Raw genomic sequence first — 22558 nt, 5'->3', positions numbered from 1 at the left:
ATCAATACACTATGGACGTGCTACTGCTTGTTAGTTTAATTGTTATTAACGGCATTTTTGCCATGTCGGAGATTGCGTTGGTCACCGCCAAAAGCAGTCGATTAAAGCGTTTAGCGGAAAAGAGCAAAGCCGCGCACGTTGCCCTCACCCTCAAAGAAAACCCCACCCGATTTCTCTCCACCATTCAAATCGGCATTACCGTGATTGGTCTGCTGAGCGGCATCGTGGGTGAAGCGACCTTGTCTGTGCCCTTTGCTGAGTGGTTGGTGGTGATGGGCTTGGATGTGTACACCGCAGATATTTTCTCTACGGCTTGCGTCGTGTTAGCAATTACTTACTTCGCCATTGTTATCGGTGAATTGGTGCCTAAACGTTTTGCGCAATCAAACGCCGAGCAACTTTCTGTGTTGGTGGCATTGCCGATTTATTGGCTGTCCAAAATCGCTACGCCTTTTGTTGCCTTGCTGACGCATTCAACAGAGGCATCGCTTCGCGCGCTGAGCGTCAGCCAAGAAAATGATGATGCCGTGACGGAAGATGATATTCAGGCACTGGTCAGCGAAGGGTCGTTATCAGGCGCGATTGAACCGCAAGAACACGAGATGATTAACAACATACTGCATCTCAATGACAGGCTCGTTAGTTCACTGATGACGCCACGCCGCGACATTGATTTCCTCGACATCGACCAACCCGTCGAACAGGTTCTCAAGCGCATTCGAAACACCAAACACAGCGTATTTCCAGTCTGCCGAGGCAATTTGGATAACGTGGTAGGCACGGTCTCTTCTAAAGCCATGCTTAACCAAGCAGGCAATTTATCCATTCCGGTGATCGCCAGCCTGTTAAAACGTCCGATCTACGTGCCTGAGTCTATGCGCGGCTTAACCTTGCTGAACTACTTGCAGCGAAAAAGTGGTGAATTGGCGTTTATCGTCGACGAATATGGTGATATCCAAGGGTTAGTGACCCATTACGATTTACTAAAAGCCATTGCGGGTGATTTGTCTTTGTCGGAAGAAGATGCATGGGCGAAGCAACTTCCCGATGGCAGTTGGTTGATGGATGGCATGATACCCATCGCCGAATTCAAGAGCCGATTAAGCATCAGTACCTTGCTGGGCGAGGCAGAAGAAGGCTTCCAAACCCTGAATGGTCTGTTGATGTGGGTGGCGGGGCGTCTTCCAAATGAAGGTGAGGTGATCAGCTATCAATCATGGCGTTTTGAAATCATCAAATTAGCGCATAACCGTATCGCCGATGTGAAGATGATGCCTTTAATCGTGCCGCCGAAAGAACCCACGAAAACGCATGAGGCGGCGTAAAGCGAGAAGCGAGAAGCGAGAAGCGAGAAGCGAGAATAAAGAAAAAAAAGCCCGGCATCCAAAGAGGTATACCGGGTTTTATTAGCAGAATTACATTGGGAGAACTGCTACAAATAGGGAGAATGTTTCGCTGCTCATACCAACACACAAGGTGTGAGCAGTGTTGTTACGAGTAAGCGGCAGAAAGCCCTTTGCTATCGAAAAAGTGAAGCTTGTTGGTGTGAAATGACAGACCAATTTGATCTCCCGCTTTCACGTCACTTTCTCCATCAGTTCGCACAGTGATTTTGCCTAGCTCACCGCAATCAACACCTCTATAGATATTCACGAAAACAGATTCAGTCACATTTTCCCCTCATCGTTATTTTTTACGCCCCAACGACACACCACTAAATCCATGTGTTTTCGGGTTTTCAGGGTGACATCCAAAAGAAAACCCGCCAAATGCGGGTTTAGATTGAATGGTACTTTTCTGTGTATCTAGGCATGTTGGTAAGACACTGCCAGGCCATGATTGGCTTTAGACTATGTGGTGCTACAGTTTTCGGCCTAACCGCTTTTCAACTTGCTTGCGCTCCCAATCAGCGCCAAAGAAGTTCAGCACTTCAAATGCGCTTAATCCGTGAGAAATAATGCCAATGCCCCACCCCATTGCAGGCCACCACGCCCAGATATATTCCGGACTGGTCATGTAGTTCAAGATAAACAATCCCGTGATCACTAACGCATAGGTCATTAGGTGTGAGTAGAAACCTTTTATTTCTCTCACTTGGTTAATCACACGGGTTTCTTCTTCTGTAATTTTTACGTCAGCTGTCATGTCGGGCTCCGGTTCTTTTTGAAGATCTGATACTTGGACTTCGAATACAGCAGCCAACGATTTCAGCGATTCCAATCCCGGTTTATCACCCCTTTCGATGCGTTGAATGGTTCTTACACTCAGTCCGCTCATCTCCGAAAGTTGCTCTTGTGACCACCCACGTTGCAATCTTAGTTTCCTGATAATCATGTCGTTTCCTTTCTGCTGTGTGCCCTTTCAATCTACGAGAAACGGGAAGACATTCACCACGTCACCATGGTGACACTTACCTGACAGTGCTTTAAAAACATACAGTTATCATTGCATCATCATGACTTCAAATTTAGGCGTCAGCGATGCGACAGAAAGCCGACTCAACGGCCAATCCGATGAAATATCTGCCACATTTCGCTCTTAGCGTTAAAAGCCAAAGTATTAAGAGCCGAAGCGTTAAAGACCTAGACGCGCTGAAAGCCACGCGGCAATGTCTTTTATCTGCGGCATACACACTTGGTGTTCCATGGGGTAAGTCGACCAATTTGGTTTAAAACCCGCGGCAATCAAATCATCACGCGCATCTTCGCCCATCGCAGGAAGCACAACGGGATCATAACTGCCGTGCATGATTTCAATCGGGATAGTGCGATTGGCGTCGGCATACTCAATGGTATCTGAGGTTGGAAAGTAGGTTGAGAGCGTTAATAGCCCAGCCAAAGGTTTAGGGAAACTCAACGCGGCCTGATACGCCACTGCGCCACCTTGCGAGAAACCGGCAAGAATAATGCGCTCAGAGGGAATACCTCGCGCTATTTCACGCTCAACAAGCTCAGACACTTGTGCTGCCGAGTCCCGCAGTTGTGCGGTATTCAACTTACGCCCAGCGCCCATTTCAAGAATGTCATACCATGCAGGCATCACCATACCGCCATTTACCGTGACAGGCATTGACGGTGAATGCGGAAAAATAAAACGTACAGGGGCATCGGCCGGAAGGCGGAGTTCAGGCAAAATCGCTTCAAAATCATGGCCATTTGAGCCCAAACCATGTAACCAGATCACCGCCGCTGTCGCGGCAACTTGCGGTTCAACTTCTACGCATGTCAGCATCTTTTCGTTCCATATCTATGAGGTTATTTGGGGGTGGGTTACACACTGCCTTCTTTCTCGATCACCAAGATGCGTGCTTCACCGACAGGGTGCGCCACGTGTTCAGTGCCAACCGAGGCGTAAAAAATATCCCCCACCGTCATCAGGTTTGATGTCTCAACACCGTTCTCGCGATAACGCATTTCAACCACGCCATCGAGCACAACAAAGATTTCTTCTCCGTCGTTGATGTGCCATTTATAAGGTTGATCAGTCCAATGAAGACGCGTGGTAATGCCGTTCATGTTGGCGATGTCCATCGCTCCCCATGGGCGTTCAGCGGTAAAGTTGGCGCTTTTAATAAACTTCATACAGCAATCCTTGCGGTATTCATCTTTGGTGATTGAGGCTAAAGCTTATAGATCGTAAGAGGAATTGAAAACAAAGGCAGGGAAAATCAGCGGTAAGGTCATGCATTGAGACGCCAAAGAATACCGACAAGCGCCATCCTTGGCGCGTGTGGGAGCAGTCAGCGTGTGCGACGACTGCTCACCAAGTAAATTCGGATATTTCGGTTCTTACATAGCAGCTTGAAGGCAGGTCGAGGAGCATTGAGTAACCAAGCTGAGTCACGGGTGTGGCAATCAACTTCGCGTCGCCCATTTCAACGAACTTTCCGGTAATGCCTTTTAGCGACCCGTTAATCACCGCAATCGTGCAACCATCGACCATGTTGTTGTTGATCGATTCGGTTTGCTCGTAGTAGTGCAGCACGGTTTTGATTTTAACGATGTCGCAGCCCGGTACGGAGGCCAAGTATTTACCGTGCCTGACAAAGTGAGACAATTCCGGTGCCGTTTTTACCCACTGTAGCCCTTCAGGCGTGGTTCGAACAAAGACATGACATTTGAACAATGGCTCGTAGCGGGTGCGCCTTCTGCCATTCGTCACTTCTGAAAAGGTACGCACAGGCAAATACACATCCATCCCCTTACGTTGAAGGCGCTCGACGAATTCTTGTTCTTCACCAACGTGCGTAAACGCAACGTACCAGCGATAACTGTGCAAGGGACTCTCCTGTTGACGCAACATACTGAGCGGAAAAATGGGGTCGCTCAGAAAAATAAAAGCTCCGCAAAAAGCGGGATGAGATTGGGAGAATTGAGATTCCGTTCGGCAAAGATTGGCTAGAGACGTGCGCACAAAGCTCCGTTGTGAGCACCAACATTGAGGACGTTATCGCCATGATAAACACATGCAATATGCGAAAGGCGTAACGTAAGACCTACCTTATCGCCGATGACGAAAAGTCAGTCTTGAAAGAAAAGGGTCTAGCCGATTTCCCAAACTCACTGGTTGATACAGGATACTATCTGCTTCTAGCCCAGTAGGAAAGCGGAATTGAAGCAGGATGGGACATGCTTTCATCGCCGTTTATGGTGTTTTGGGTGTCCCTCGCAAAGCCAACGTTTAATGGCGGTAACGCACGCTCAGAAAACGCCAACTTCATTATCGCTCATTGCATGAATAGATACAGTATTCAGAGGCTACGCCACGTCACCACAGCCATTGGGTTTAACGATCCGTTGTGTTGATGCAGGAAATTTCTTAAGCAAGGTGACAGGACGAAGTGGGCGAGGTGAGAAGTTTCCACCACAATTCGGGCATACGCCCTTTAGCACGTAGTCCACACAGTCTTTGCAAAACGTGCATTCAAAGGTGCAGATAAACGCCTCAGTAGATTCCGGCGGCAGGGCTTTGTCACAGCACTCACAGCTAGGTCGAAGTTCTAACATCACACTCTCCTTGTTTATAGCCAGACCAATCCAGCGTAAGGCTTTCTCTTTAAACTTTCGAGCCTATCTGCAAGCGTTCCCACATGAATCTCTAATTTGTGACCATCGGGATCAAGCACATAAAGCGAGCGTCCTTCACTGTGGTTTTGCTTCCATTCAATCACACCCTCCGCCCTTATCTTTTCGACAAAAGCGGCATAGGCACTTGCTTCGACAGAGAAAGCAATATGGGTGTAATCGGTTTTTTCGCAGGGGCTATCTAGCGACAAACAAAGCCAGATATCACCGAGGGAGAGGTACGCGCCGCCATCCCACTTAACATGCCCTTTAAAGCCTAGTTGCTGAGTGTAAAAGGCCTGAGATGTGTCAAGATGGCTCACGGCTAACGTGATGTGGTTTAGCCCGCTTAACATTAGCGAATTCCTTATGGCGTGGGGTTTATAACCAGCTTTTTCGTCAAGAAATGGAGTTGATGAGCGACTGGGTAGTCATTGAGGGTCATTTGGCATTGATAGCCGCATTTTTCATAGAAGGGTTTGGCTTGGAAGCTGAGCGTATCAACCCACGCCGAATGGCAACCTTGCGCAATGGCATAGTCTTCCATGCGTTTCATGAGTTGGGTACCGAGGCCACTTCCACTCAGGGCGGGATCAACCCAGAGAAAGCGGATATACATCCAATTCCCCCAGATCTTTGAAACGATGCCGCCGACACGCTTGCCCGCATCATCCACGGCATACACGCCGACATCAATGTCTTGTGCGTCCTCAACAAACGGGTCATTGAACGCAATCAGGCCTCGTCGCACATCCATGATGTCGTCCGCGTTGGGATCATTCACGATGTGGAATTCCATGCTTTCCTCCTGATCGCGTTATTGCAATTCGCTCGCGTCTTTATCGCTGGGTTATTTCTTTTTGGGTGCGCTGTGTGAAGCGCCAGCCGCTTCTAAGGCCTGTTTCAATGCAGTGATTTTCTTTTCTTTAAACCAAAAGATCAGGAACATACCAATGGTGACCGCGATGCATGAGTACAATTGCAATTGGGAATACACATTGAAGTTGGTGATAAGGAAAAACAACATGATAAGGGCGAGAATGGACTGAGTAACCCAGCGAGACTTGTCATTAAAACTCATGGTTTTCGAGGCATCGTCGTACTTCACGTGCACACGTCCCACCAGCGCTCCCAAGTTGATCAGAACACCACCGGTGACAGGTTTTGAATCGTAATTGTTTGCTGCCAGATATTTTTCCAGACCTTTAAGATCCATGTATTGCTCTCCTTTCATGCCATACAGAAAACGACCACATGCTGTTTTCTGCTTCATGCTCATTGTGCTTAGGTGCTGATAATACCAGAAGCCTTTTCTCGCACAGAGTGGTTCACGCCTATCTCGCTCTCATTTCTTGTTACGAAACGCTAGCGCGTGCAGTTTGGAGACAATACTATTTTAAAATGGCGCGATGAATTCACACCCAATACTGACGCCCGTCGCTTAGGTTAAGCATCTTGGCTCTTGCTGCGTGGCACAATGGATGCTGCCACCACCTGCGGCAATGGCATCCACGTTCAGCGCCACGATGTCACGTTCAGGGAATAATGAAACCAGTGTGTTTTTGGCTTTTGTGTCTGCCTCAACGTCGCCAAATTCTTGCATGATGACCGCACCATTACACACATAAAAACCCACGTAGCCAGCAGCAAAATCAGGGCTGTCGTACTTCTCACGCACTGTATTTGGCGTTTCCAGAGGGTGAACAATCAGCTTATTACCTTGAGCATCTGTAGCACTCGCAAGTATGTCGGCATGTTCACGCGTTAAATCGTATTCGTAGGAGTCAGGATAGGTATCAATCCCCACCACTACATTGCCTGGCGTGGTGAATCTCGCATAAAAATCTGTGTGTCCATCCGTGATATCGCGGCCTTTAATGCCCGGCAACCAGATGATCTTCTCCAACCCCAGCAAAGGCGAAAGTGCGTCTTCAAACGCCGCTTTGGACATGCCCGGATTGCGGTTTTTGTTCAAGGTACAGCTTTCCGTAATGATTGCGGTGCCGTGGCCATCCACCTCGATGCACCCGCCTTCCATCACCACAGGCGCTTTTTTAAGCGGGACTTGAGCGTATTTGGCGATCTGCGCCGCCACCTTCGCATCCAATCGGTAAGCTTGTTTTCCACCCCAGCCGTTAAAATTGAAATCCACGGCGGCGCATTCACCGTTTGCGTTTTCAACAAACAAGGGCGCAGTGTCTCTTGCCCACAGATCGTTCATGTTACTTTCAATGAAATCGACCTTATCGCCCATCAGAGCATAAGCCCTTGCCATGTCTCTTTGGGGAACCAACATAGAAACAGGTTCGTATTCCGCGATGGTCAGGGCGATATTCGCGAGGTTTTCCTGCACCCCGGGCAATAAGCGCTTCCCCCAAATGTCTTTATTGGCACCAAAGACCATCCATGTCCGTGCATGTGGTGCTGCCTCATCAGGCATCGACCACCGACTCGTTATACCTTTGGCACTTACATGGCGGGTGAAGGGTAATGTCATGGCGAGCACACTTGTTTGTTGAATAAATCGACGTCGAGAAAGCATTATAAATCCAAAGAATGAATGCGGAAAACCTTGCAGACACAAACACTCTCAGTCTAAGCGCTTTGATTTAACACGCTCTGTTTGAAGGGGAGAAATGTTACGTGCGGCGCGTTTCTCGTGGCTAACACTTAGGAGAAAATGCACCTGATTGCCTATAAAAATATGCACTTAGAGGCAAATGAACGGTGGGGATAAACGGACAAAAACGCGCGTGATGGACGCGCATAAAAAAACAGCCAGCAAATCTGCTGACTGTTTTTCTTCAAACGCATCAAATATCGAGTGGCGGTTTCTTTCGCATCTCTTCAAGTGAGCTCCCCATCATGATCGGGTCAGACAGGGACTCACATTCATAAACGCCTTTGGTAAATTCCAGTGCTTCGTAAAAACTCCACCCTTGCTGGGACAGTTCGCCTGCAATTTCCACTTTGTTCTTTCCGCTGCTGTGCATGTCAACAACGGCGCCAAATGCTTCATCGATCTCGCTCATACCCGCTCCTTTGTGTCTTCAAGCATTGCTCGTTTAAGGTAGCGGGGTATTCCTACGCAAGATGTATCATATTTCTGACTCAGCACGCCTAATCTCGCAGCATGATGATCTTGCTTCACATCTGGCTATTTGAGCGTTTACATTTATCCGGTTTGTTGGGTTTTTAATGCATCAAAGTAAGCCTGCCACCTTTGATGCGGCCTACCGGCAGCGGCTTCAAAGTGGCTAGGGTTATCGGCTTTCCCATTGCTAATGCCTTCGTAAATGCCGGCGATCACTGTGCCGATAAAATCCCCAAGTTCTGCAATACGATCTTGTCGATAGGCATCTACCGTCATGGGTGTGTAAGCCAGTTTTGTGCCGAACGCGCTGTTCAAATATGCCGCCACTTGATATTGGGTCAGCGCCTCACCGTGCAAATTGTAGGTTTGTCCGTTATGCACGTCCTCCGTCAGCATTTTTGCATAGGCATAGGCCAGCTCTGGGCGCGTGGTATAGCCACATTTCCCTTCACCTGCACAGTTCGCGATGCCACCCGCTTTTTTATAGCCTTCGATGTACTCAACGTCAGGCTCCATATAAATGCCATTGCGACCAATCGACCACGCCAATCCGCTTTCACGCACGTCTCGCTCGGTTTGTCGGTTACTTTGAATGATCGGCGAAAATGCCGTGCCTTCTTCAGCACCCTGCACGCTGGTGTAAACGATCTTCTTCACACCCGCACGCTTGGCCGCCTCAATCACATTGCGATGCTGACCGATTCGTCCATCCGGCGCACCATTACCTGAAAGCAACAACAACACGTCCACCGATTGCAAAGACGCCTCAAGCTGACCTGGGTTGTCGTAATCCCCTCCACGAACCTCAACACCAAGGTGCTTGGCGTTGTCCGGCGTTCTCGCCAGTGCGATGACGTTTTCTTTCGACACCAAGGCAACCGTGGCTTTCACAATCTCAGAGCCCAGTTGCCCGCTCGCTGCAGTAACGGCTACTTTCACTGTCATTATCCTTTTCGCTTGGTTTGCGTAGCAGGTAGATGGCGAATGTCGTCTCTCAGAGAAACGAAAACGCACCTTGAGTATTCATGATAGCGGGTAGCCAATGTGCAGAAAATACACACAAATTGAATTCATTATTCTCCAAACGTGAGTAATCGAAGCTATGCCATTGATTACTATAAACAGCTTGGAGGCATGGTGGGCGCGGTCGCAGACAAAACAATGGAAATGAAAGGGGGAGGAAAACAAAGATGAACACGCCTCTTTTTCAACACAGGGTCGAGAAACTGAGGCGCCCCCAGATTTAATACCTTAACGCGTATGTATCAGCCTTTTCGCAATGCCAGAATCTCGTCGATTTCTGTCGTTTCTTGATACAGGTTCAACGCTTCATCTTGACGCTCAATCGCCACAATCGACATGCGATCAGCAAGCTCGTTACCTTCAATGCCAACATGGCCATTCACGTGATGTATCGTGATTTGCGACTGCAGCGTTTGATAAAGGGCATAAGCGGGTTGAATAATGTCGAGGTTTTTAATTTCCCCTCCAGCCTTTTTCCACCCTTTCTTTTCCCAACCCGATGCCCATTTGGTGACACAATCAATGGCATAACGAGAATCACAATAGATCGCCACTGACAGACCTTTCGCAAGCTTTTCTTTGGCAATCAAGAAGGCTTGGTGTAGCCCGTGAAGCTCAGCCGTGTTGTTCGTGCCGACGGGTTGGTATAACCCATACCACAGTTCAGTCAGCGTATTGTTTTGATAAACCGCTAGCCCGGTTCCCGCTTCGCCAGGGTTGGGCTCACATGCACCGTCTGTGAAAATCTTGATATCAAAAGGCATGTCGGTAATTTGCGTCTGTGTCAGCGCGGCTGGCTTCGATTTCGTGGCGGTGGAACTTGACGATGTTTTAGCCGCAGAAGACTTGGAAGCGCCAGCGCCCGCTTTTCCGCCAAACGCGGCCTCTGCTTCTGCGAGTGTTGGAAAAGATTTGAATTTCGCACCTTGAAAGCCATCCACTTGCGCTTTGCACTGTGCCCAGTCGGTGTAAATGCCGTTCTTACGGCCTTTCCACACAACATAATATTTTTTAGCCAAACCGGATCCTTACTTAATGGTTGAGGGGAACTGACGTGATGGTGAAGAGAAACGTGCCCATGTGTTGAAGCCCCTTTCATACAGCGATTGCCGCCCCCTGTCATTATTCATAAATCTGCCAATGACGCCACATAACAAGACGAACAGGCACACGGCGTGCGGCAAATAAGTCATGGAATCTACAGGGGTAAATACGCTACGCTGAAAGAAAGATCCAAGGCTGAGGAGACAAGGATGGACAGCCCAAGAAAACCGATAAACCTACATAAAGCGTACCACGCCCATGTGTATTTTGATGCAAACACGTTAGACGCAGCGAAGCGCCTGTATGAGAAAACCCAACATGCGTTTTCACTCAAACTCGGGCGAATCCATGAAAGACCTGTTGGCCCCCACACGATGTGGAGCTATCAGGTGCTTTTCTTTGATACGGATTTTGATAACTTCATTCCTTGGCTGGATGAGCAACGTGACACCCTTAATGTGTTAGTGCATGCCAGCACCGGCGACGATCTTGCTGACCACACACAGCACGCCTATTGGCTTGGGAATGCCGTAGCGCTTGACCTAAGCGGATTTTAAAGAAAACACCATTAGCGTCTCTCCGAGGTGAATAAGAAGAATCCCACCGCAAACGTGGCATAGTAAACCCACGTTTGCCTGTTTATTTGTTCGCCGATCCCGCCTGAACGTTTAGAGCCACAATCATAACGTCTCCCCACCAAGACGCCTCACTGTAAAAAATTAACAACTTCTACATTTTTTTCACACCCCATCCCTTATACCTGTCGACTCGAACCATTCACGTAACCTTGTCCTTGGTGATTAGATGATGAAGCCCCATTTTGTAAATCAAAGCGCATCCGTTTTTATCCCCTTTCTTGCACTCCCTCTTGCTCTTTCCTCTGGCATGGTTCAAGCCAAGGAGCGCAACCCCTTTCAAATAGCCATTTCTGCTGAGACTTTTGCCGCGGGCGCACTCGGGGGGGAAGATGAAATGCTCGTCGGCACGGAATTCAAATACTTCTTTCTGTCTACCAACCCCTTTTACCCTTTCCTCGTTGCTGGCTACAAAACTGACATCGACAAAGAAGGCAGCGCGGTAGATATCGTGTATGCGGATGTTGGATCGCAATGGGATTTTGCAGAATTTTGGGGAAATCGCGCTTTCTTGGAAGCCTCCATTGGCGCGGCTTACATCAATGAAGAAATTGCCGTTTCACTGCTTGATCGAGAAGCCAACAATTCCTACTCGGATTTTGATTTCAAAGCATCGCTGGGGCTGGGTGTTGAATGGCAAAAAGCCTTTGGTACGACGCTCGTTGTAAACCAATACGGTTCCGATGATCTCACCGCCGGACTTAGCTTTTCATACTCCTTCTAATGCACACATAAATAGGTTTCATCATGAAGAAATTAAGCGCTGTAATGCTTCCTCTCGTTCTGGCTGCCTGTGGTGGTGCATCACCCAGTGATGACCCAACAAGCGAGCAGGTCGGCAGCTTGCCATTAACCCTTATCGAGCCAGCCAATAACCCATCATCCGCTGAAAAAGTCGCACTTGGAAAACAACTCTTTTGGGATCCAATTTTATCAGGCAACCAAGATGTGGCCTGCGCGACATGCCATCACCCTGATAATGGCTACGCCGAGCACATTGATGTCAGCATGGGTGTTGGCGGTGTAGGGTTGTCCGAAGCGCGTATCTCTGGCGCTTTGGTTAAGAGAAACTCCCCCACCATCGTCAACACGGCTTACAACGGGATTGATGAAAACAGCAACTACGACCCATCTGCGACCGTCATGTTTTGGGATAACCGTGCGACCTCGCTGGAAGACCAAGCACTCGATCCCATTCGTTCGAAGGAAGAAATGCGCGGCGACCAGTTTACGGAAGCTGAAATCTTAGATGAGGTGGTGTCGCGTCTCAATGCGAATGGTGAATACATAACGTTGTTCACCGACGCTTTTGGTGATAGCACCATCAATGATGAACGCATTGCACAGGCGCTTGCTGCATTCGAAAGGTCACTGATCTCAGCAAACAGCCCTTTTGATCGCTATGCACGAGGCGATGAATCAGCACTGACGCAACAGCAGGTTCGCGGGCTAAATGCATTCATAGATGCGGGCTGCAATGCCTGCCACAGTGGACCAATGTTCTCAGATTATTCGTTGCACCAACTCACCGTTGAAACCAACCCTAAACTGACGAATGCAGGCATTGAAGACAACGGCATTGACGGTAAATTCAGAACACCAAGCTTGAGAAACGTCGCCCTCACCGCGCCTTACATGCATAACGGCACGGAGAGGACACTCAGGGATGCCATTGCTTTTTACAACGGCGTGGGTAACCCAAGCAATGATCCTGACCTCGCCGCATTAGACTTTGATAATAACGGCGACACCATAGACGCGATTGAAGCCTTCTTGATGTCACTGACTGACGAGAGCTTTGACAAAACCATTCCAGACGCGGTGCCGAGCGGGCTTAATCCGGGCGGTAATATTTAAGTAAGATGCGGAAATAGTGGGATCTTTTATGAGACGGGCGCTCAATCGCCCGTCCATACACTCGCGCTTTGATAACATTCGTTATAGTGTCAAAAGAGGGTAGCAATAATTCGCTTACCTTTTTCAACGGATGGAATTCTCTTATGACAGATTTATCATTGCAGTGTGATTGCGGCACATTAAAAGGCACAGTCAAGAATGTATCACCCAAGAAAGGCAACCATATGGTTTGCTACTGTGACGATTGCCAAGGCTTCGCAAAGTACATTGGCAATGAAGAGAAATGGCTCGATGAATTTGGTGGCACGGATTTATTCCAACTGGCTCCCTCGCAAGTTGAAATCCACCAAGGGGCAGACCAATTGCGCTGCATGCGCATGACACCCAAAGGCGTTTATCGCTTCTATACCGCGTGCTGTCATTCCCCTATCGTGAACACCATCAGCAGAAAAATGCCATTTGCCGGCATTCCGCTCACCGCACTTCAAGGTGAAGGCAAAGAAGCCGCTGTTGGCCCAGTGAAATGTTATGTCATGGGCAAATTTGCCAAAGGCACGCCACCCACTAACCCACACCCTAAGTTTTCCTTTGCCTCACTCGCGGCCGTGATGTCGTTCATGCTTAAGAATAAAATTCAGGGCAACAACGTGCCGACGCCGTTTTTCAAGGACAATGGCCAAGCGGTTGTAAAGCCAGACGAGCGCAACTAAACGTTTTCACTCTCGGCTTTGCTCATCATTAAACCACGATTGCATAAACTCAATGAATTTGACCAATTTCGGCGGCGTGTAATGCCGACTCGGATACAGCACATAAAAGCTCAGCGTCGGTAACGGTTCGTCTTTCAAAAGCTCCACAAACTGCCCCGATTGGATTTCGTCAGCGCACACAAAGCTGGGGAGAAGACCAATTCCTAACCCTTGAAGTAATGCCTCTTTCAAGAAGATCGTGTTATTCGCGATGATGTTGCCAGACACTGCCATACCACCATTTACAGGCCACTGGTTTTTCCCCATCGCCAAGCTGTATATGTAGCAATTGTGCTGGCTGAGTTGATCGGCAGAATGCAGTGGTGCGTGTGCATCGAGGTAACTGGGCGTTGTCACGAGGTGCAAAGAGAATGTCGTGATGGGTTTACCAATGTAGTTTGAGTCCACACCGACACTGGAAGCCCGAAAGCCCAAGTCAAACCCCTGAGCAATCAAATCGACCGGATCATCATTCAAATTCACATCCAATTCTACTTCAGGGTGCAATGCAGTGAACGCGGCAAACGCTGGCCCTAAGGCGGTAATCCCTAGCGTCATCGGTGCGTTGATCTTCAAGCGTCCTTTAGGCCGCCCTTGCATGTCTTGCACATAATCTTGCGCGTCTTGATGAGAACTCAAAATGTTCTGACAATGCTCCAAGTAACCTCGACCAATTTCAGTGAGCTGTATTTTGCGGGTAGAGCGTTGCAATAAGCGCGCGCCCACTAACTCCTCCAATTTCCCGATATCTTTACTTATCAGCGAGTTTGAATGATTCATTTCCATCGCCGCTTGCTTAAAACTGCCCGTTTCAGCCACTTTCACAAACAACGCCATCGCCCTCAATGTGTCCATACCAACGCCCTACACTTATTTCCATTTTGGAAACCAATCATACACAAACACCCTGTTTTTCTCTCAACCTTTGCCCTATAGACTGCATTCATCGCTGACACAGTCTCCACACATCAAATTTAGTTGATGATTTGGAAACAAACCGTCAGTTAAAAATAACCCAAGGAGAATACGATGAAATCAATGACTAAAACCCTACTAGCAAGCCTCGTGTTCGCGGCAGGCAGCCAAGTTGCCCTTGCAGACAACATCCTCGTCGTCATGTCAGATGAAGACCACCTAAAACTAAAAGGCACGGATGTCTACGAAACAGGTTTCTATCTGAATGAGTTGATGCAGCCAGTAAAAATGTTTCTCGATGCGGGTCATGACCTCACGTTCGCAACCCCTAACGGTTTAGCACCAACTGTCGACGTTTTGTCTGACAACGTGATGTTCTTTGGTAACGATGAAAAATCAATGGCAGAGCACAAAGCGCTGCTTGAAAAGCTCAAGATCACTGACAAAGAAAATTCCCCTGTCATTAGCCTGAGCCGCGTAGAACAAATCGGTTATGACAAGTTCGATGCTGTTTATGTACCAGGCGGACACGCACCAATGAACGATCTGCTGACCGACAAGCAAATGGGGGCACTGCTGACTGATTTCCATAACAATCAGAAAGTCACAGCGCTGGTATGCCACGGACCCATCGCGCTGATTTCAACATTGCCAAACGCGCAAGCGTTCGTGCAGTCGCTAGAAGCAGGCAAATCTCCTGCAACACCAAAAGATTGGATCTACAACGGCTACAAAGTGACTGCATTTAGCAATGGTGAAGAGGAAGCAAGCAAAGGCTGGTTGGGCGGCGGAGAAATGAAGTTTTACCCGCAAGATGCCTTGAGCGTAGCTGGCGCAACGTTCAATGTTGGTAATGATTTATGGTACCCGAACGTTGTCACAGACAGAGAGCTCATCACAGGTCAAAACCCTGCATCTGCTGCTGGAGTAGCAACAGAAGTGCTTAATAAACTGCAAAAGTAACCGTCAACAACACGCTTTAACTTCTTAGAGAAGGCCTGAGATACATCGATTTAACGTCGATATTGTCAGGCCTTTTCTGATCTGAATATTTCGAGTTAACGTCAGCATTCATCCAGAAACAATTGTGCCAGCATCGGTGCAGGATTATTTAGAAACGCTTTGGTGACCTGATAATGCTCGGTGTCTTCGTATTTGATTTGGTTGATACCAGACTGATCGATCTGATAAATCCGCGCGCCCGGGTAGGCCATCAATATTGGGGAATGCGTTGCGATAATAAACTGGGAATTGGCTTTCACCAGTTGATGCATTCGGCTCAATACAGACAGCTGCCGGGTTGGCGACAGTGCCGCCTCGGGTTCGTCAAGTATGTACAAACCCTCCCCTCCAAATCGTTCCACCATCAAAGCAAGAAACGACTCGCCGTGAGATTGGCGATGCAAAGAAACACCGCCGTATGAATTGATAATCGGCGGCTGAGGTCCAGGTTCTTCATCCAATTCATCAATGTTCGTGGCAACGTTGTAAAAGCTTTCCGCCCTCAGAAAAAAACCATCACGATGCTTCTTGTAGGATTTTGAAAAACCTAAATGCGCATAGAGAGACGAGTGCGTAGATCGGGTGCCGAAGTTGAAGTTTTTGGTGCCGCCTTCAGCGTTAAACCCCATTCCAACGGCAATGGCCTCTAGCAAGGTTGATTTCCCGCTGCCATTCTCCCCCACCAAAATAGTCACGTCTTTTGCAAACTCGAGCGTATTAAGATGATTCACCGCTGGAATAGAAAACGGGTAAGCGTTGAATGAATCAACCCGATCCCGCTTTAAACTAACCGTTTTTAGATATGGCAATGCTTCCATGTGTTTACATTCCTAACGTTGGAGGCGCGAGCGTTGACAGTGAAACATACCGCGCCGAAGAAGAATACGCCAAAGTGAACTCACGTTTGATGATGATCCTGAACATGCGGCAGGAAAGTGGATGGTCTCGAGCCAACACAAAGTAGTATTTCTCACCTAAACAGGTAAAATCACGCCCCCAATCGAGTTGCTGATAGACTTTTACCATGCACACAGACGCACCGTTCACCCCAGACGGGCTATTTACCCGCTTTAACGCCGATATCGATCATCTCGAATTGCCGAGCGCGTTTACCTTCCCGTTTTACTATCAGCCACACCCGCTCTGTGTGCTTGCTGCGCAAGAACTGCAGCAACACCTTGCCACGCAAATCGATTGGCAACATGACTTTGGGCTTAACAGTGAGCACGAACTGGATGGCGAAAATACAGCAGAAGGCACAGGCAAAATGTTTGGCGTCTTGCTGGTGCGCTCTCCACGCGGGGAGCTCGGCTATTTCAGTGCGTTTTCCGGCAAAATTGCTGATCAAAACATCCTGCCGAATTTCGTACCGCCTGTGTTTGATATGCTGGCCGAGGAATGTTTCTTCCAAACCGAATTGGAAGCGATCACCGCCCTTAACGCGCAAGTCACTGCCCTTTCTGCCAACCCTCAAATATCGCACTTGAGTGGCAAAGTCGCGCAATACCAAGCCGACTACAAAGCGCTAGAGCAACAACAGCGCCAAACCATGATTGAAGGACGCGCAGAGCGTAAACAGCAGCGCCAGCATGCCGAAGCCCACTTGACGGGCGAGGCGTTGAACTCCGCGCTAGAGGCGCTTGCCAAGCAAAGCGTTGCCGAGAAAAACGACCTCAAATACCTCAAGATGGCATGGGATAAAAAAATCGACGCCCTTCACGCTGAGTTAACCGCGCTAACCGCCGCCATTGACGATGCGAAGCAGCAACGTAAAACCTTGTCGAACGCGCTGCAAAACAAACTGTTTGAGCAATATTGCTTCCTCAATGCGAACGGTGAAGAAAAATCCCTCAAAGCCATTTTTGCCCCAACCACCAGCCCGACGCCGCCTGCAGGTGCTGGGGAGTGCGCCGCGCCTAAGTTGCTGCACTATGCTTACAAGCACGGATATACCCCGCTCGCGATGGCGGAGTTTTGGTGGGGCGTTTCACCGAAATCAGAAGTGCGTCAGCATAAAAAGTTCTACCCATCGTGCCACGGCAAGTGCAATCCCATTCTGGGTCACATGCTGGAAGGGTTAGAGGTTGATCCAAACCCGCTTGAAACCAACTGGGCAGAAGACAAAACATTAGAGGTGGTTTATCAGGACGAGGCCATCATCGTGGTGAACAAGCCATCAGGCCTGCTTTCCGTGCCGGGCAAAACCATTAAAGATTCGGCCTACACCCGCGTGATTGCCATGCTGCCAGAGGTTGAAGAGATCTTTGTTCTGCATCGATTAGACATGGCGACATCTGGCTTATTGGTGTTTGCCCTGACACGACGCGCAAACAAAAACCTGCAAAAACAGTTCATCACCCGTGGTGTTGAGAAGCGCTATGTCGCCATGGTGGAAGGGATTGTGGAACAACCAAGCGGTGAGATTAACCTGCCAATGCGCGGCGATCCTGACGACAGACCGCGCCAATTGGTGTGCTTTAAACATGGAAAACCTGCAACCACGTATTGGCAACTGATCAAGACTGAACAAGGTCGCAGTAAGCTTCACATGCATCCTAAAACGGGCCGCACCCACCAGCTCCGTGTGCATTGCGCGCACCACTTAGGCTTGAACATGCCGATGGTCGGCGACGGATTATATGGCGAACCCGACACACGTCTTCACCTTCATGCCGAACAGCTTTCGTTTGATCACCCTTACAACCATCAACGCATGACGTTCGATGCTGAGTGTGAGTTTTAAAGCGTCACAGCTAAAAAACACCCACCGAGCAGACAAAAAAAAGACCTTCACGTGATGAATCAATGAAGGTCTTTTTCAATTCTGATGGGGAAAATGTCGCTTAATCACTCATCAAGTAAACCGCGCTGCGCTCTCGCGTCTGCAATGCCGCCCGCGTTAAACACATTTTGGTAGCCTTCTGCCTTGAGCGCTTCCATCGCTTTTCCCGAACGCACGCCACTGAGGCAATAGAGGCGAATTTCTTGGTTTTTATCAGGGTAAAGCGCCGTCACTTCTTTCACGATATCCGAATGCGAAAACCTAACATCCCCCGGAATGTTATCGAAAAAATGCTCCGCCGCACTTCGTGTATCAATCCAAACAGCTTCTGCATGCGCAGCCGCACTGAGCAGCATGACCGCCAAGCCAATAATCCCATTTTTCACACTTAACAACGTCATGACTATCACGTCCTATGAACATCAACAGTTTTTCCTATTTTAACGCTATCCGCGATTGATGGTCAGTGCGCTGAGTCAGCGATGAGCTTTAGGTCACTGCATCGTGATGCGGTTCATATCATGTCTAGGTGCAGTCGCCCCCATCAAAAATGACAACCGCTTACATAAAGATATACTGCCGATAGAGGGTATCGAGCGTCGCCCGTAAGGCATTGGTCTCCGCATTTTCCGTTCCGCCATTTTCGGCACACTCCTTTAACAGTTCTCGCTCAGTTTCCGTGATCCGGTGGCACAGTTCCTCAAGCGTGGCGCACATTAAGGCATCTTTGCTCTCACGTGGTTGCGCTATGGCAGGATCAATCGTCCGGCTCGAACTTCTCGGCTGCAGTTGATGCGCCTCGTTATAAGCAATTTGCTTAGCACGGCGACGGTTAGATTCATCCATGGCTCTTTGCATCGCTGGTGTAATACTGTCGGCATAGAGCACAGCCTTACCCTTCGCGTTTCTGGCCGCACGTCCAATGATCTGAATCAGTGCTTCCGTGGAGCGTAGGAAGCCAGCATGGTCTGCATTCAGAATTGCGACCAATGAGGCCTCTGGAATATCTAGCCCCTCTCTCAGTAGGTTTATCCCAATCAACACATCCAGCTCACCACGTCGAAGTTGACGGATGATCTCAATGCGGTCTTCCGTTTTCACATCACTATGAATGTATTGGCAGCGGATGCCTGCCTCAATGTATTGATGGTAAAGCGCTTCAGCACTTTGCTTACTGAGCGTGGTCACTAACACCCGTTCTTGAACCTCAATGCAGGCGCGAACCCGTGCCATTAAGTCTTCCTGTGTTTGCGCCAATGGCACAATCTCAATCTCTGGGTCGAGTAATCCGGTCGGGCGTATCACCTGATCAACCACCTCTCCCCCCGAGCGTTGCACCTCGTAATGACCGGGTGTCGCTGACACAAAAATGGTCTGTGGTTTGATCTTCTCAAACTCTTCAAAGCTAAGAGGACGGTTAAATTTGGCAGACGGCAAACGGAAGCCATAGTCAATCAGGGTGTCTTTACGACTTTGATCGCCCTTATACATGGCATGAATTTGCGGCACCATGACGTGGGATTCATCCATAAACAGCAACCCACCTTTTGGGAGGTAATCCATCAAGGTCGTTGGTGGCAAGCGCGTGTCTCGACCCGTGAGGTAAGACGCATAGTTCTCTATTCCGCCGCAATACCCCTGCAAGCGCAGCATTTCTATGTCACGTGTGGTGCGTTCGTAAAGCCGCGCAGCCTCCACAACCTGATGGTTACGACTCAACGCTGCAGTGCGCTCTTCAAGCTCGGCTTCGATCGCTTTGCAGGCACGGGCAACCTGTTCAGGAGACGTTGAATACAGGGTTTTGGGTGACACCAGATAGTGTTCCAACTCCCCCAGGATTTCTCCGGTCGCATTATCCACCCGCAACAATTGCGTAATGACGTTGGCGTTGTCGAGCATGACCACAATCGCTTCTTTTTCTGAATCTGCCGGGAAAATATCCACCTTACGCGGGCTAATACGGTAGCTCCCTCGCGACAAAGGCTCACCGCCGGGCTCATAGTGGAGTTTGGCCAGTTGGTTCTCCAGTGCCATAAGATTGAGTTGCGCCCCAAGCGCTACCGGAATTTGCAGCGCTCGGTAGTCATCGGGTGAGCCCAGACCATATACCGAGGACACAGACGCCACCACAATCACATCTTTACGCTCAATCAGCGCTTTCGTGGTCGACAGCCGCAAGCGTTCAAGCTGCGCATTCACCGCGGAGTCTTTTCTGATAAAACGTTGACTGCCAGGAATATAGACTTCGGGCTGATAGTAATCATAGTAAGAGACAAAATACTCCACGGCGTTTTGCGGAAAAAACGCCAGCATTTCATGGTAAAGCTGGGCGGCTAACGTCTTGTTGTGCGCAAGAATAAGGGTGGGTCGCTGCAAACGATGAATGATGTTTGCCATGGTGAATGTCTTGCCTGATCCTGTTACGCCCCGCAATGTCTGATGCGTTTTCCCCGCCTCAATCCCTGCGATGAGCTTTGCTATCGCTTCTGGCTGATCGCCCGCCGGTGAATTCTTAGAGTGAAGCAAAAAAGTGTGCTGACCCATGCCTGATTCCCTAGTCACTATATACGCATCACCAAGTAAAGGACGGGCCAACGTCAGCTGTCAAACCGTATAGCGTGCTAGAACTGGGAATATTGGTATTGTGGAAAGCAAAGCCCGACATTGGCAGCTTTTTGGCGGTTTAGGGGGATTGCCCTAAATCGCTTTTGGACAATTTCGAGTTAGGGATTGCACACTCGAGTGTCTGTTTCGGATAACTTTAGTTTGGGGAAACGAAGTAGACGGCTTTGTTTTTTGAGAGGTGTTGGCTGCTGATGCAGCCAAAATAATTCTGTTGTCTATTGAATGAATAAGTAATCATATTTGAGTAATTGGTATTTCTACCATATTTGAACGGTCTCCGTTGTAATCTAGTGAAATACTTCCACTAAGTACATCAGTTTTATTTCTGGTAATAAGCAAGTTGAACTTTTGTAAGGACAAACCAGTAGGTAGCGATAGCCATTTGCCTACTAACTCTGATTTTTTTGGTAATTCCTTTTCTTTTTTATTAAGAGTAAGAATATCATTGATTCCAGCCGCACTCATATCGACGAGGCTTACAAGCTCTCGATGCCACTTGGCGTCTACCGAACCTTGAACACAGAAATTCAAAAACTCGAAACCTTCTTTTGTATACAATGGCAAAACTCGGTCAAGCAACTGAATAAATTCCTTTCGGATTTTCTCGTTACTCTTAGGGTAAAAATCATCTTCGTTATCAGACATCCAAAAAATCAGGTGTTCTTTTGAAAGAAATGTGGTGGATAGAAATGAAAATATGTGGGAAATTCTAAGTGCCGTTTCAATGCTATTTTTTGGTATGCTCTTAAACCCACCATCCAACAATATTCTATTCAGATATTTCTTACTATTTCTCTGTTGATCAGTAAACAATGAATTTACACTTTTATCTATACATACATTGACCAGAATCCCTGGAAGACTATTATTTGAGGCTCTTAAAGCCTCATTAGCCACTTTTAGCATGCGTTCATTGTGCCCCATTTTTTTAAAAGAGATCTCTCCTCTTTCAAGACCATAGTATTTCCGAGCCTGTTCAACTTTGTGATAGTAGACTCCAGTTGTATCAATCGGAGTAAACAAAAAGCTATACACATTGTAATCGCCATTTGTCTTACCAGAATAGTCAGAGTAAACAGCAAAAGATTTATATGGTGATGTATCAAATATTTTGTCAAATTTTTCAAAGCAACGGACTAAGGCATGACCAAATTGTTTTTTTTCATGAACATGTGGAAAAATTATTTTTCTATACATATCTATCTTGTTCGCGTATAAATTTAATAAAATTATAATAATTAACTAACTACGTGGTTGAAATATTTAAAAATGAAAATAACTCTATGGATCACTTGCCTTTTTAAGGCGAGTAAAAAGTGCACTTAGGTTGATAAGTGGCCAGCGACGCAGCCGACTCCAATAGCCCATATTGTTTCAAATAATGAACTAAAGAGAACGCGAGTACTAGCTAATAATGTATGTCTCATAGAAACCTCCTGATTTTTGTCTGCAGTGGTTGACGAAGCCAACTGGATACTAAAGTAACGCAAAAGCACAAAAAAAAGAGCTATGGAGCCAACATACGTCCAAGGAATCGAACCTTGACTTATCTCCCCGATCAACCTAAGCACACTTAAAAGGGAGGTATGATTTTACGAAAAAGCTAAAGAATGAAAGTTTTCAAGACTTGTATAAAATTGTCATGAGAAAATCTAGCAAGAACTCCTTAAATGATACAGACTCGATTTGTTTTTTGTAACACAAAATGGGGCAAAAGCACGCCGTTTCGCATAAGAACACGCTTCAAATGTCGTTGCCTCATTTCCTCT

At 48.0% G+C, this 22558-nt stretch carries 26 protein-coding genes; 7 read left to right on the top strand and 19 right to left on the bottom strand.

Translation table 11 applies throughout. The annotated features are described in order from the left end of the window. The first annotated feature begins 11 nt into the window (after positions 1-11). Positions 12-1325 (top strand): hemolysin family protein, encoded by a 1314-nt coding sequence (locus EQP46_RS12415; protein ID WP_129493962.1) that lies wholly within the window; start codon positions 12-14, stop codon positions 1323-1325. 166 nt (positions 1326-1491) lie between these two features. Here EQP46_RS12415 and EQP46_RS12410 read toward each other — a convergent pair whose 3' ends face one another. From EQP46_RS12410 to EQP46_RS12350, 13 genes are all read right to left on the bottom strand, one after another. Then, positions 1492-1671 (bottom strand): hypothetical protein, encoded by a 180-nt coding sequence (locus EQP46_RS12410; protein WP_129493961.1) that lies wholly within the window; start codon positions 1669-1671, stop codon positions 1492-1494. Between the two features lie 189 nt (positions 1672-1860). Then, positions 1861-2334, bottom strand: a complete 474-nt coding sequence (locus EQP46_RS12405) for a 2TM domain-containing protein (protein WP_129493960.1) — start codon at positions 2332-2334, stop codon at positions 1861-1863. Positions 2335-2574: 240 nt separating this feature from the next. Next, positions 2575-3231, bottom strand: coding sequence for an alpha/beta hydrolase (locus EQP46_RS12400; protein WP_129493959.1), 657 nt, complete (start codon positions 3229-3231; stop codon positions 2575-2577). A gap of 38 nt (positions 3232-3269) precedes the next feature. After that, the gene (locus EQP46_RS12395) at positions 3270-3581 is read right to left on the bottom strand and encodes a cupin domain-containing protein (RefSeq protein WP_129493958.1); all 312 of its coding nucleotides are present in this window, start codon (positions 3579-3581) and stop codon (positions 3270-3272) included. Between the two features lie 178 nt (positions 3582-3759). After that, positions 3760-4278: a transcription termination/antitermination protein NusG gene (gene nusG / locus EQP46_RS12390; RefSeq protein ID WP_129493957.1), complete on the bottom strand. Its 519-nt coding sequence runs from the start codon at positions 4276-4278 to the stop codon at positions 3760-3762. Between the two features lie 479 nt (positions 4279-4757). Continuing rightward, on the bottom strand, positions 4758-5006 hold the full coding sequence (locus tag EQP46_RS12385) for a DUF1272 domain-containing protein (RefSeq protein ID WP_129493956.1): 249 nt from the start codon (positions 5004-5006) through the stop codon (positions 4758-4760). 14 nt (positions 5007-5020) lie between these two features. Then, the gene (gene fos / locus EQP46_RS12380; RefSeq protein WP_129493955.1) at positions 5021-5419 is read right to left on the bottom strand and encodes a fosfomycin resistance glutathione transferase; all 399 of its coding nucleotides are present in this window, start codon (positions 5417-5419) and stop codon (positions 5021-5023) included. A gap of 11 nt (positions 5420-5430) precedes the next feature. Further along, on the bottom strand, positions 5431-5862 hold the full coding sequence (locus EQP46_RS12375) for a GNAT family N-acetyltransferase (protein ID WP_129493954.1): 432 nt from the start codon (positions 5860-5862) through the stop codon (positions 5431-5433). A gap of 51 nt (positions 5863-5913) precedes the next feature. After that, positions 5914-6279, bottom strand: coding sequence for a hypothetical protein (locus EQP46_RS12370; protein ID WP_129493990.1), 366 nt, complete (start codon positions 6277-6279; stop codon positions 5914-5916). 225 nt (positions 6280-6504) lie between these two features. Beyond that, positions 6505-7605 carry an agmatine deiminase family protein gene (locus EQP46_RS12365; protein WP_129493953.1) on the bottom strand — a complete coding sequence of 367 codons (1101 nt, stop codon included), beginning with the start codon at positions 7603-7605 and terminating at the stop codon, positions 6505-6507. 271 nt (positions 7606-7876) lie between these two features. Beyond that, positions 7877-8095: a hypothetical protein gene (locus tag EQP46_RS12360; RefSeq protein WP_129493952.1), complete on the bottom strand. Its 219-nt coding sequence runs from the start codon at positions 8093-8095 to the stop codon at positions 7877-7879. Between the two features lie 143 nt (positions 8096-8238). Beyond that, positions 8239-9102, bottom strand: coding sequence for an SDR family oxidoreductase (locus tag EQP46_RS12355; protein ID WP_192545503.1), 864 nt, complete (start codon positions 9100-9102; stop codon positions 8239-8241). A gap of 320 nt (positions 9103-9422) precedes the next feature. After that, the gene (locus tag EQP46_RS12350) at positions 9423-10199 is read right to left on the bottom strand and encodes a ribonuclease H family protein (RefSeq protein WP_129493951.1); all 777 of its coding nucleotides are present in this window, start codon (positions 10197-10199) and stop codon (positions 9423-9425) included. 234 nt (positions 10200-10433) lie between these two features. Here EQP46_RS12350 and EQP46_RS12345 point away from each other — a divergent pair, with 234 nt between their 5' ends. From EQP46_RS12345 to EQP46_RS12330, 4 genes are all read left to right on the top strand, one after another. Next, the gene (locus tag EQP46_RS12345) at positions 10434-10781 is read left to right on the top strand and encodes a DOPA 4,5-dioxygenase family protein (RefSeq protein ID WP_129493950.1); all 348 of its coding nucleotides are present in this window, start codon (positions 10434-10436) and stop codon (positions 10779-10781) included. A gap of 247 nt (positions 10782-11028) precedes the next feature. After that, positions 11029-11583, top strand: a complete 555-nt coding sequence (locus EQP46_RS12340; RefSeq protein ID WP_129493949.1) for a hypothetical protein — start codon at positions 11029-11031, stop codon at positions 11581-11583. A gap of 23 nt (positions 11584-11606) precedes the next feature. Continuing rightward, entirely contained in the window at positions 11607-12716 is a 1110-nt protein-coding gene (locus tag EQP46_RS12335) for a cytochrome-c peroxidase (protein WP_129493948.1), read from the top strand. A 143-nt stretch (positions 12717-12859) separates the two neighbouring features. Continuing rightward, on the top strand, positions 12860-13426 hold the full coding sequence (locus tag EQP46_RS12330) for a DUF6151 family protein (RefSeq protein ID WP_129493947.1): 567 nt from the start codon (positions 12860-12862) through the stop codon (positions 13424-13426). 6 nt (positions 13427-13432) lie between these two features. Here the strand turns inward: EQP46_RS12330 and EQP46_RS12325 are convergent, their stop codons facing one another. Further along, complete coding sequence (locus EQP46_RS12325; protein ID WP_129493946.1) at positions 13433-14320, bottom strand: LysR family transcriptional regulator; 888 nt, start codon at positions 14318-14320, stop codon at positions 13433-13435. 174 nt (positions 14321-14494) lie between these two features. Here EQP46_RS12325 and EQP46_RS12320 point away from each other — a divergent pair, with 174 nt between their 5' ends. Then, the gene (locus EQP46_RS12320; RefSeq protein ID WP_129493945.1) at positions 14495-15343 is read left to right on the top strand and encodes a type 1 glutamine amidotransferase domain-containing protein; all 849 of its coding nucleotides are present in this window, start codon (positions 14495-14497) and stop codon (positions 15341-15343) included. Positions 15344-15444: 101 nt separating this feature from the next. On the opposite strand, the gene EQP46_RS12315 is transcribed toward EQP46_RS12320, so the two are convergent. Further along, positions 15445-16200, bottom strand: coding sequence for an AAA family ATPase (locus tag EQP46_RS12315; RefSeq protein ID WP_129493944.1), 756 nt, complete (start codon positions 16198-16200; stop codon positions 15445-15447). A gap of 4 nt (positions 16201-16204) precedes the next feature. Then, entirely contained in the window at positions 16205-16408 is a 204-nt protein-coding gene (locus EQP46_RS12310; protein WP_129493943.1) for a hypothetical protein, read from the bottom strand. Between EQP46_RS12310 and EQP46_RS12305 the strand changes: the two genes are divergently transcribed. After that, positions 16407-18125 (top strand): RluA family pseudouridine synthase, encoded by a 1719-nt coding sequence (locus tag EQP46_RS12305; protein WP_129493942.1) that lies wholly within the window; start codon positions 16407-16409, stop codon positions 18123-18125. The genes EQP46_RS12310 and EQP46_RS12305 overlap by 2 nt on opposite strands. 104 nt (positions 18126-18229) lie before the next feature. Here the strand turns inward: EQP46_RS12305 and EQP46_RS12300 are convergent, their stop codons facing one another. The 3 genes from EQP46_RS12300 to EQP46_RS12290 all read right to left on the bottom strand — a co-directional run bounded on the left by EQP46_RS12300 (position 18230) and on the right by EQP46_RS12290 (position 21986). Continuing rightward, on the bottom strand, positions 18230-18565 hold the full coding sequence (locus EQP46_RS12300) for a rhodanese-like domain-containing protein (protein ID WP_129493941.1): 336 nt from the start codon (positions 18563-18565) through the stop codon (positions 18230-18232). Between the two features lie 160 nt (positions 18566-18725). Continuing rightward, complete coding sequence (gene uvrB, locus EQP46_RS12295) at positions 18726-20708, bottom strand: excinuclease ABC subunit UvrB (protein ID WP_129493940.1); 1983 nt, start codon at positions 20706-20708, stop codon at positions 18726-18728. A 315-nt stretch (positions 20709-21023) separates the two neighbouring features. Further along, positions 21024-21986 (bottom strand): hypothetical protein, encoded by a 963-nt coding sequence (locus EQP46_RS12290; protein WP_129493939.1) that lies wholly within the window; start codon positions 21984-21986, stop codon positions 21024-21026. Between the last annotated feature and the right edge of the window lie 572 nt (positions 21987-22558).

The sequence above is a fragment of the Enterovibrio baiacu genome (assembly GCF_004120195.1).
GTDB lineage: Bacteria > Pseudomonadota > Gammaproteobacteria > Enterobacterales > Vibrionaceae > Enterovibrio > Enterovibrio baiacui.
This window is presented reverse-complemented; position numbering and strand designations above follow the sequence as displayed.

What these genes read in the sequence shown, in the direction of transcription:
- EQP46_RS12415 (WP_129493962.1), top strand. Translation starts at nt 12, where the DNA reads ATGGACGTGCTACTGCTTGTTAGTTTAATTGTTATTAACGGCATTTTT.
- EQP46_RS12405 (WP_129493960.1), bottom strand. Translation starts at nt 2,334, where the DNA reads ATGATTATCAGGAAACTAAGATTGCAACGTGGGTGGTCACAAGAGCAA.
- EQP46_RS12400 (WP_129493959.1), bottom strand. Translation starts at nt 3,231, where the DNA reads ATGCTGACATGCGTAGAAGTTGAACCGCAAGTTGCCGCGACAGCGGCG.
- EQP46_RS12395 (WP_129493958.1), bottom strand. Translation starts at nt 3,581, where the DNA reads ATGAAGTTTATTAAAAGCGCCAACTTTACCGCTGAACGCCCATGGGGA.
- EQP46_RS12385 (WP_129493956.1), bottom strand. Translation starts at nt 5,006, where the DNA reads ATGTTAGAACTTCGACCTAGCTGTGAGTGCTGTGACAAAGCCCTGCCG.
- fos (WP_129493955.1), bottom strand. Translation starts at nt 5,419, where the DNA reads ATGTTAAGCGGGCTAAACCACATCACGTTAGCCGTGAGCCATCTTGAC.
- EQP46_RS12375 (WP_129493954.1), bottom strand. Translation starts at nt 5,862, where the DNA reads ATGGAATTCCACATCGTGAATGATCCCAACGCGGACGACATCATGGAT.
- EQP46_RS12370 (WP_129493990.1), bottom strand. Translation starts at nt 6,279, where the DNA reads ATGGATCTTAAAGGTCTGGAAAAATATCTGGCAGCAAACAATTACGAT.
- EQP46_RS12365 (WP_129493953.1), bottom strand. Translation starts at nt 7,605, where the DNA reads ATGCTTTCTCGACGTCGATTTATTCAACAAACAAGTGTGCTCGCCATG.
- EQP46_RS12360 (WP_129493952.1), bottom strand. Translation starts at nt 8,095, where the DNA reads ATGAGCGAGATCGATGAAGCATTTGGCGCCGTTGTTGACATGCACAGC.
- EQP46_RS12355 (WP_192545503.1), bottom strand. Translation starts at nt 9,102, where the DNA reads ATGACAGTGAAAGTAGCCGTTACTGCAGCGAGCGGGCAACTGGGCTCT.
- EQP46_RS12345 (WP_129493950.1), top strand. Translation starts at nt 10,434, where the DNA reads ATGGACAGCCCAAGAAAACCGATAAACCTACATAAAGCGTACCACGCC.
- EQP46_RS12340 (WP_129493949.1), top strand. Translation starts at nt 11,029, where the DNA reads ATGATGAAGCCCCATTTTGTAAATCAAAGCGCATCCGTTTTTATCCCC.
- EQP46_RS12335 (WP_129493948.1), top strand. Translation starts at nt 11,607, where the DNA reads ATGAAGAAATTAAGCGCTGTAATGCTTCCTCTCGTTCTGGCTGCCTGT.
- EQP46_RS12330 (WP_129493947.1), top strand. Translation starts at nt 12,860, where the DNA reads ATGACAGATTTATCATTGCAGTGTGATTGCGGCACATTAAAAGGCACA.
- EQP46_RS12325 (WP_129493946.1), bottom strand. Translation starts at nt 14,320, where the DNA reads ATGGACACATTGAGGGCGATGGCGTTGTTTGTGAAAGTGGCTGAAACG.
- EQP46_RS12320 (WP_129493945.1), top strand. Translation starts at nt 14,495, where the DNA reads ATGAAATCAATGACTAAAACCCTACTAGCAAGCCTCGTGTTCGCGGCA.
- EQP46_RS12315 (WP_129493944.1), bottom strand. Translation starts at nt 16,200, where the DNA reads ATGGAAGCATTGCCATATCTAAAAACGGTTAGTTTAAAGCGGGATCGG.
- EQP46_RS12305 (WP_129493942.1), top strand. Translation starts at nt 16,407, where the DNA reads ATGCACACAGACGCACCGTTCACCCCAGACGGGCTATTTACCCGCTTT.
- EQP46_RS12310 (WP_129493943.1), bottom strand. Translation starts at nt 16,408, where the DNA reads ATGGTAAAAGTCTATCAGCAACTCGATTGGGGGCGTGATTTTACCTGT.
- EQP46_RS12300 (WP_129493941.1), bottom strand. Translation starts at nt 18,565, where the DNA reads ATGACGTTGTTAAGTGTGAAAAATGGGATTATTGGCTTGGCGGTCATG.
- uvrB (WP_129493940.1), bottom strand. Translation starts at nt 20,708, where the DNA reads ATGGGTCAGCACACTTTTTTGCTTCACTCTAAGAATTCACCGGCGGGC.
- EQP46_RS12290 (WP_129493939.1), bottom strand. Translation starts at nt 21,986, where the DNA reads ATGTATAGAAAAATAATTTTTCCACATGTTCATGAAAAAAAACAATTT.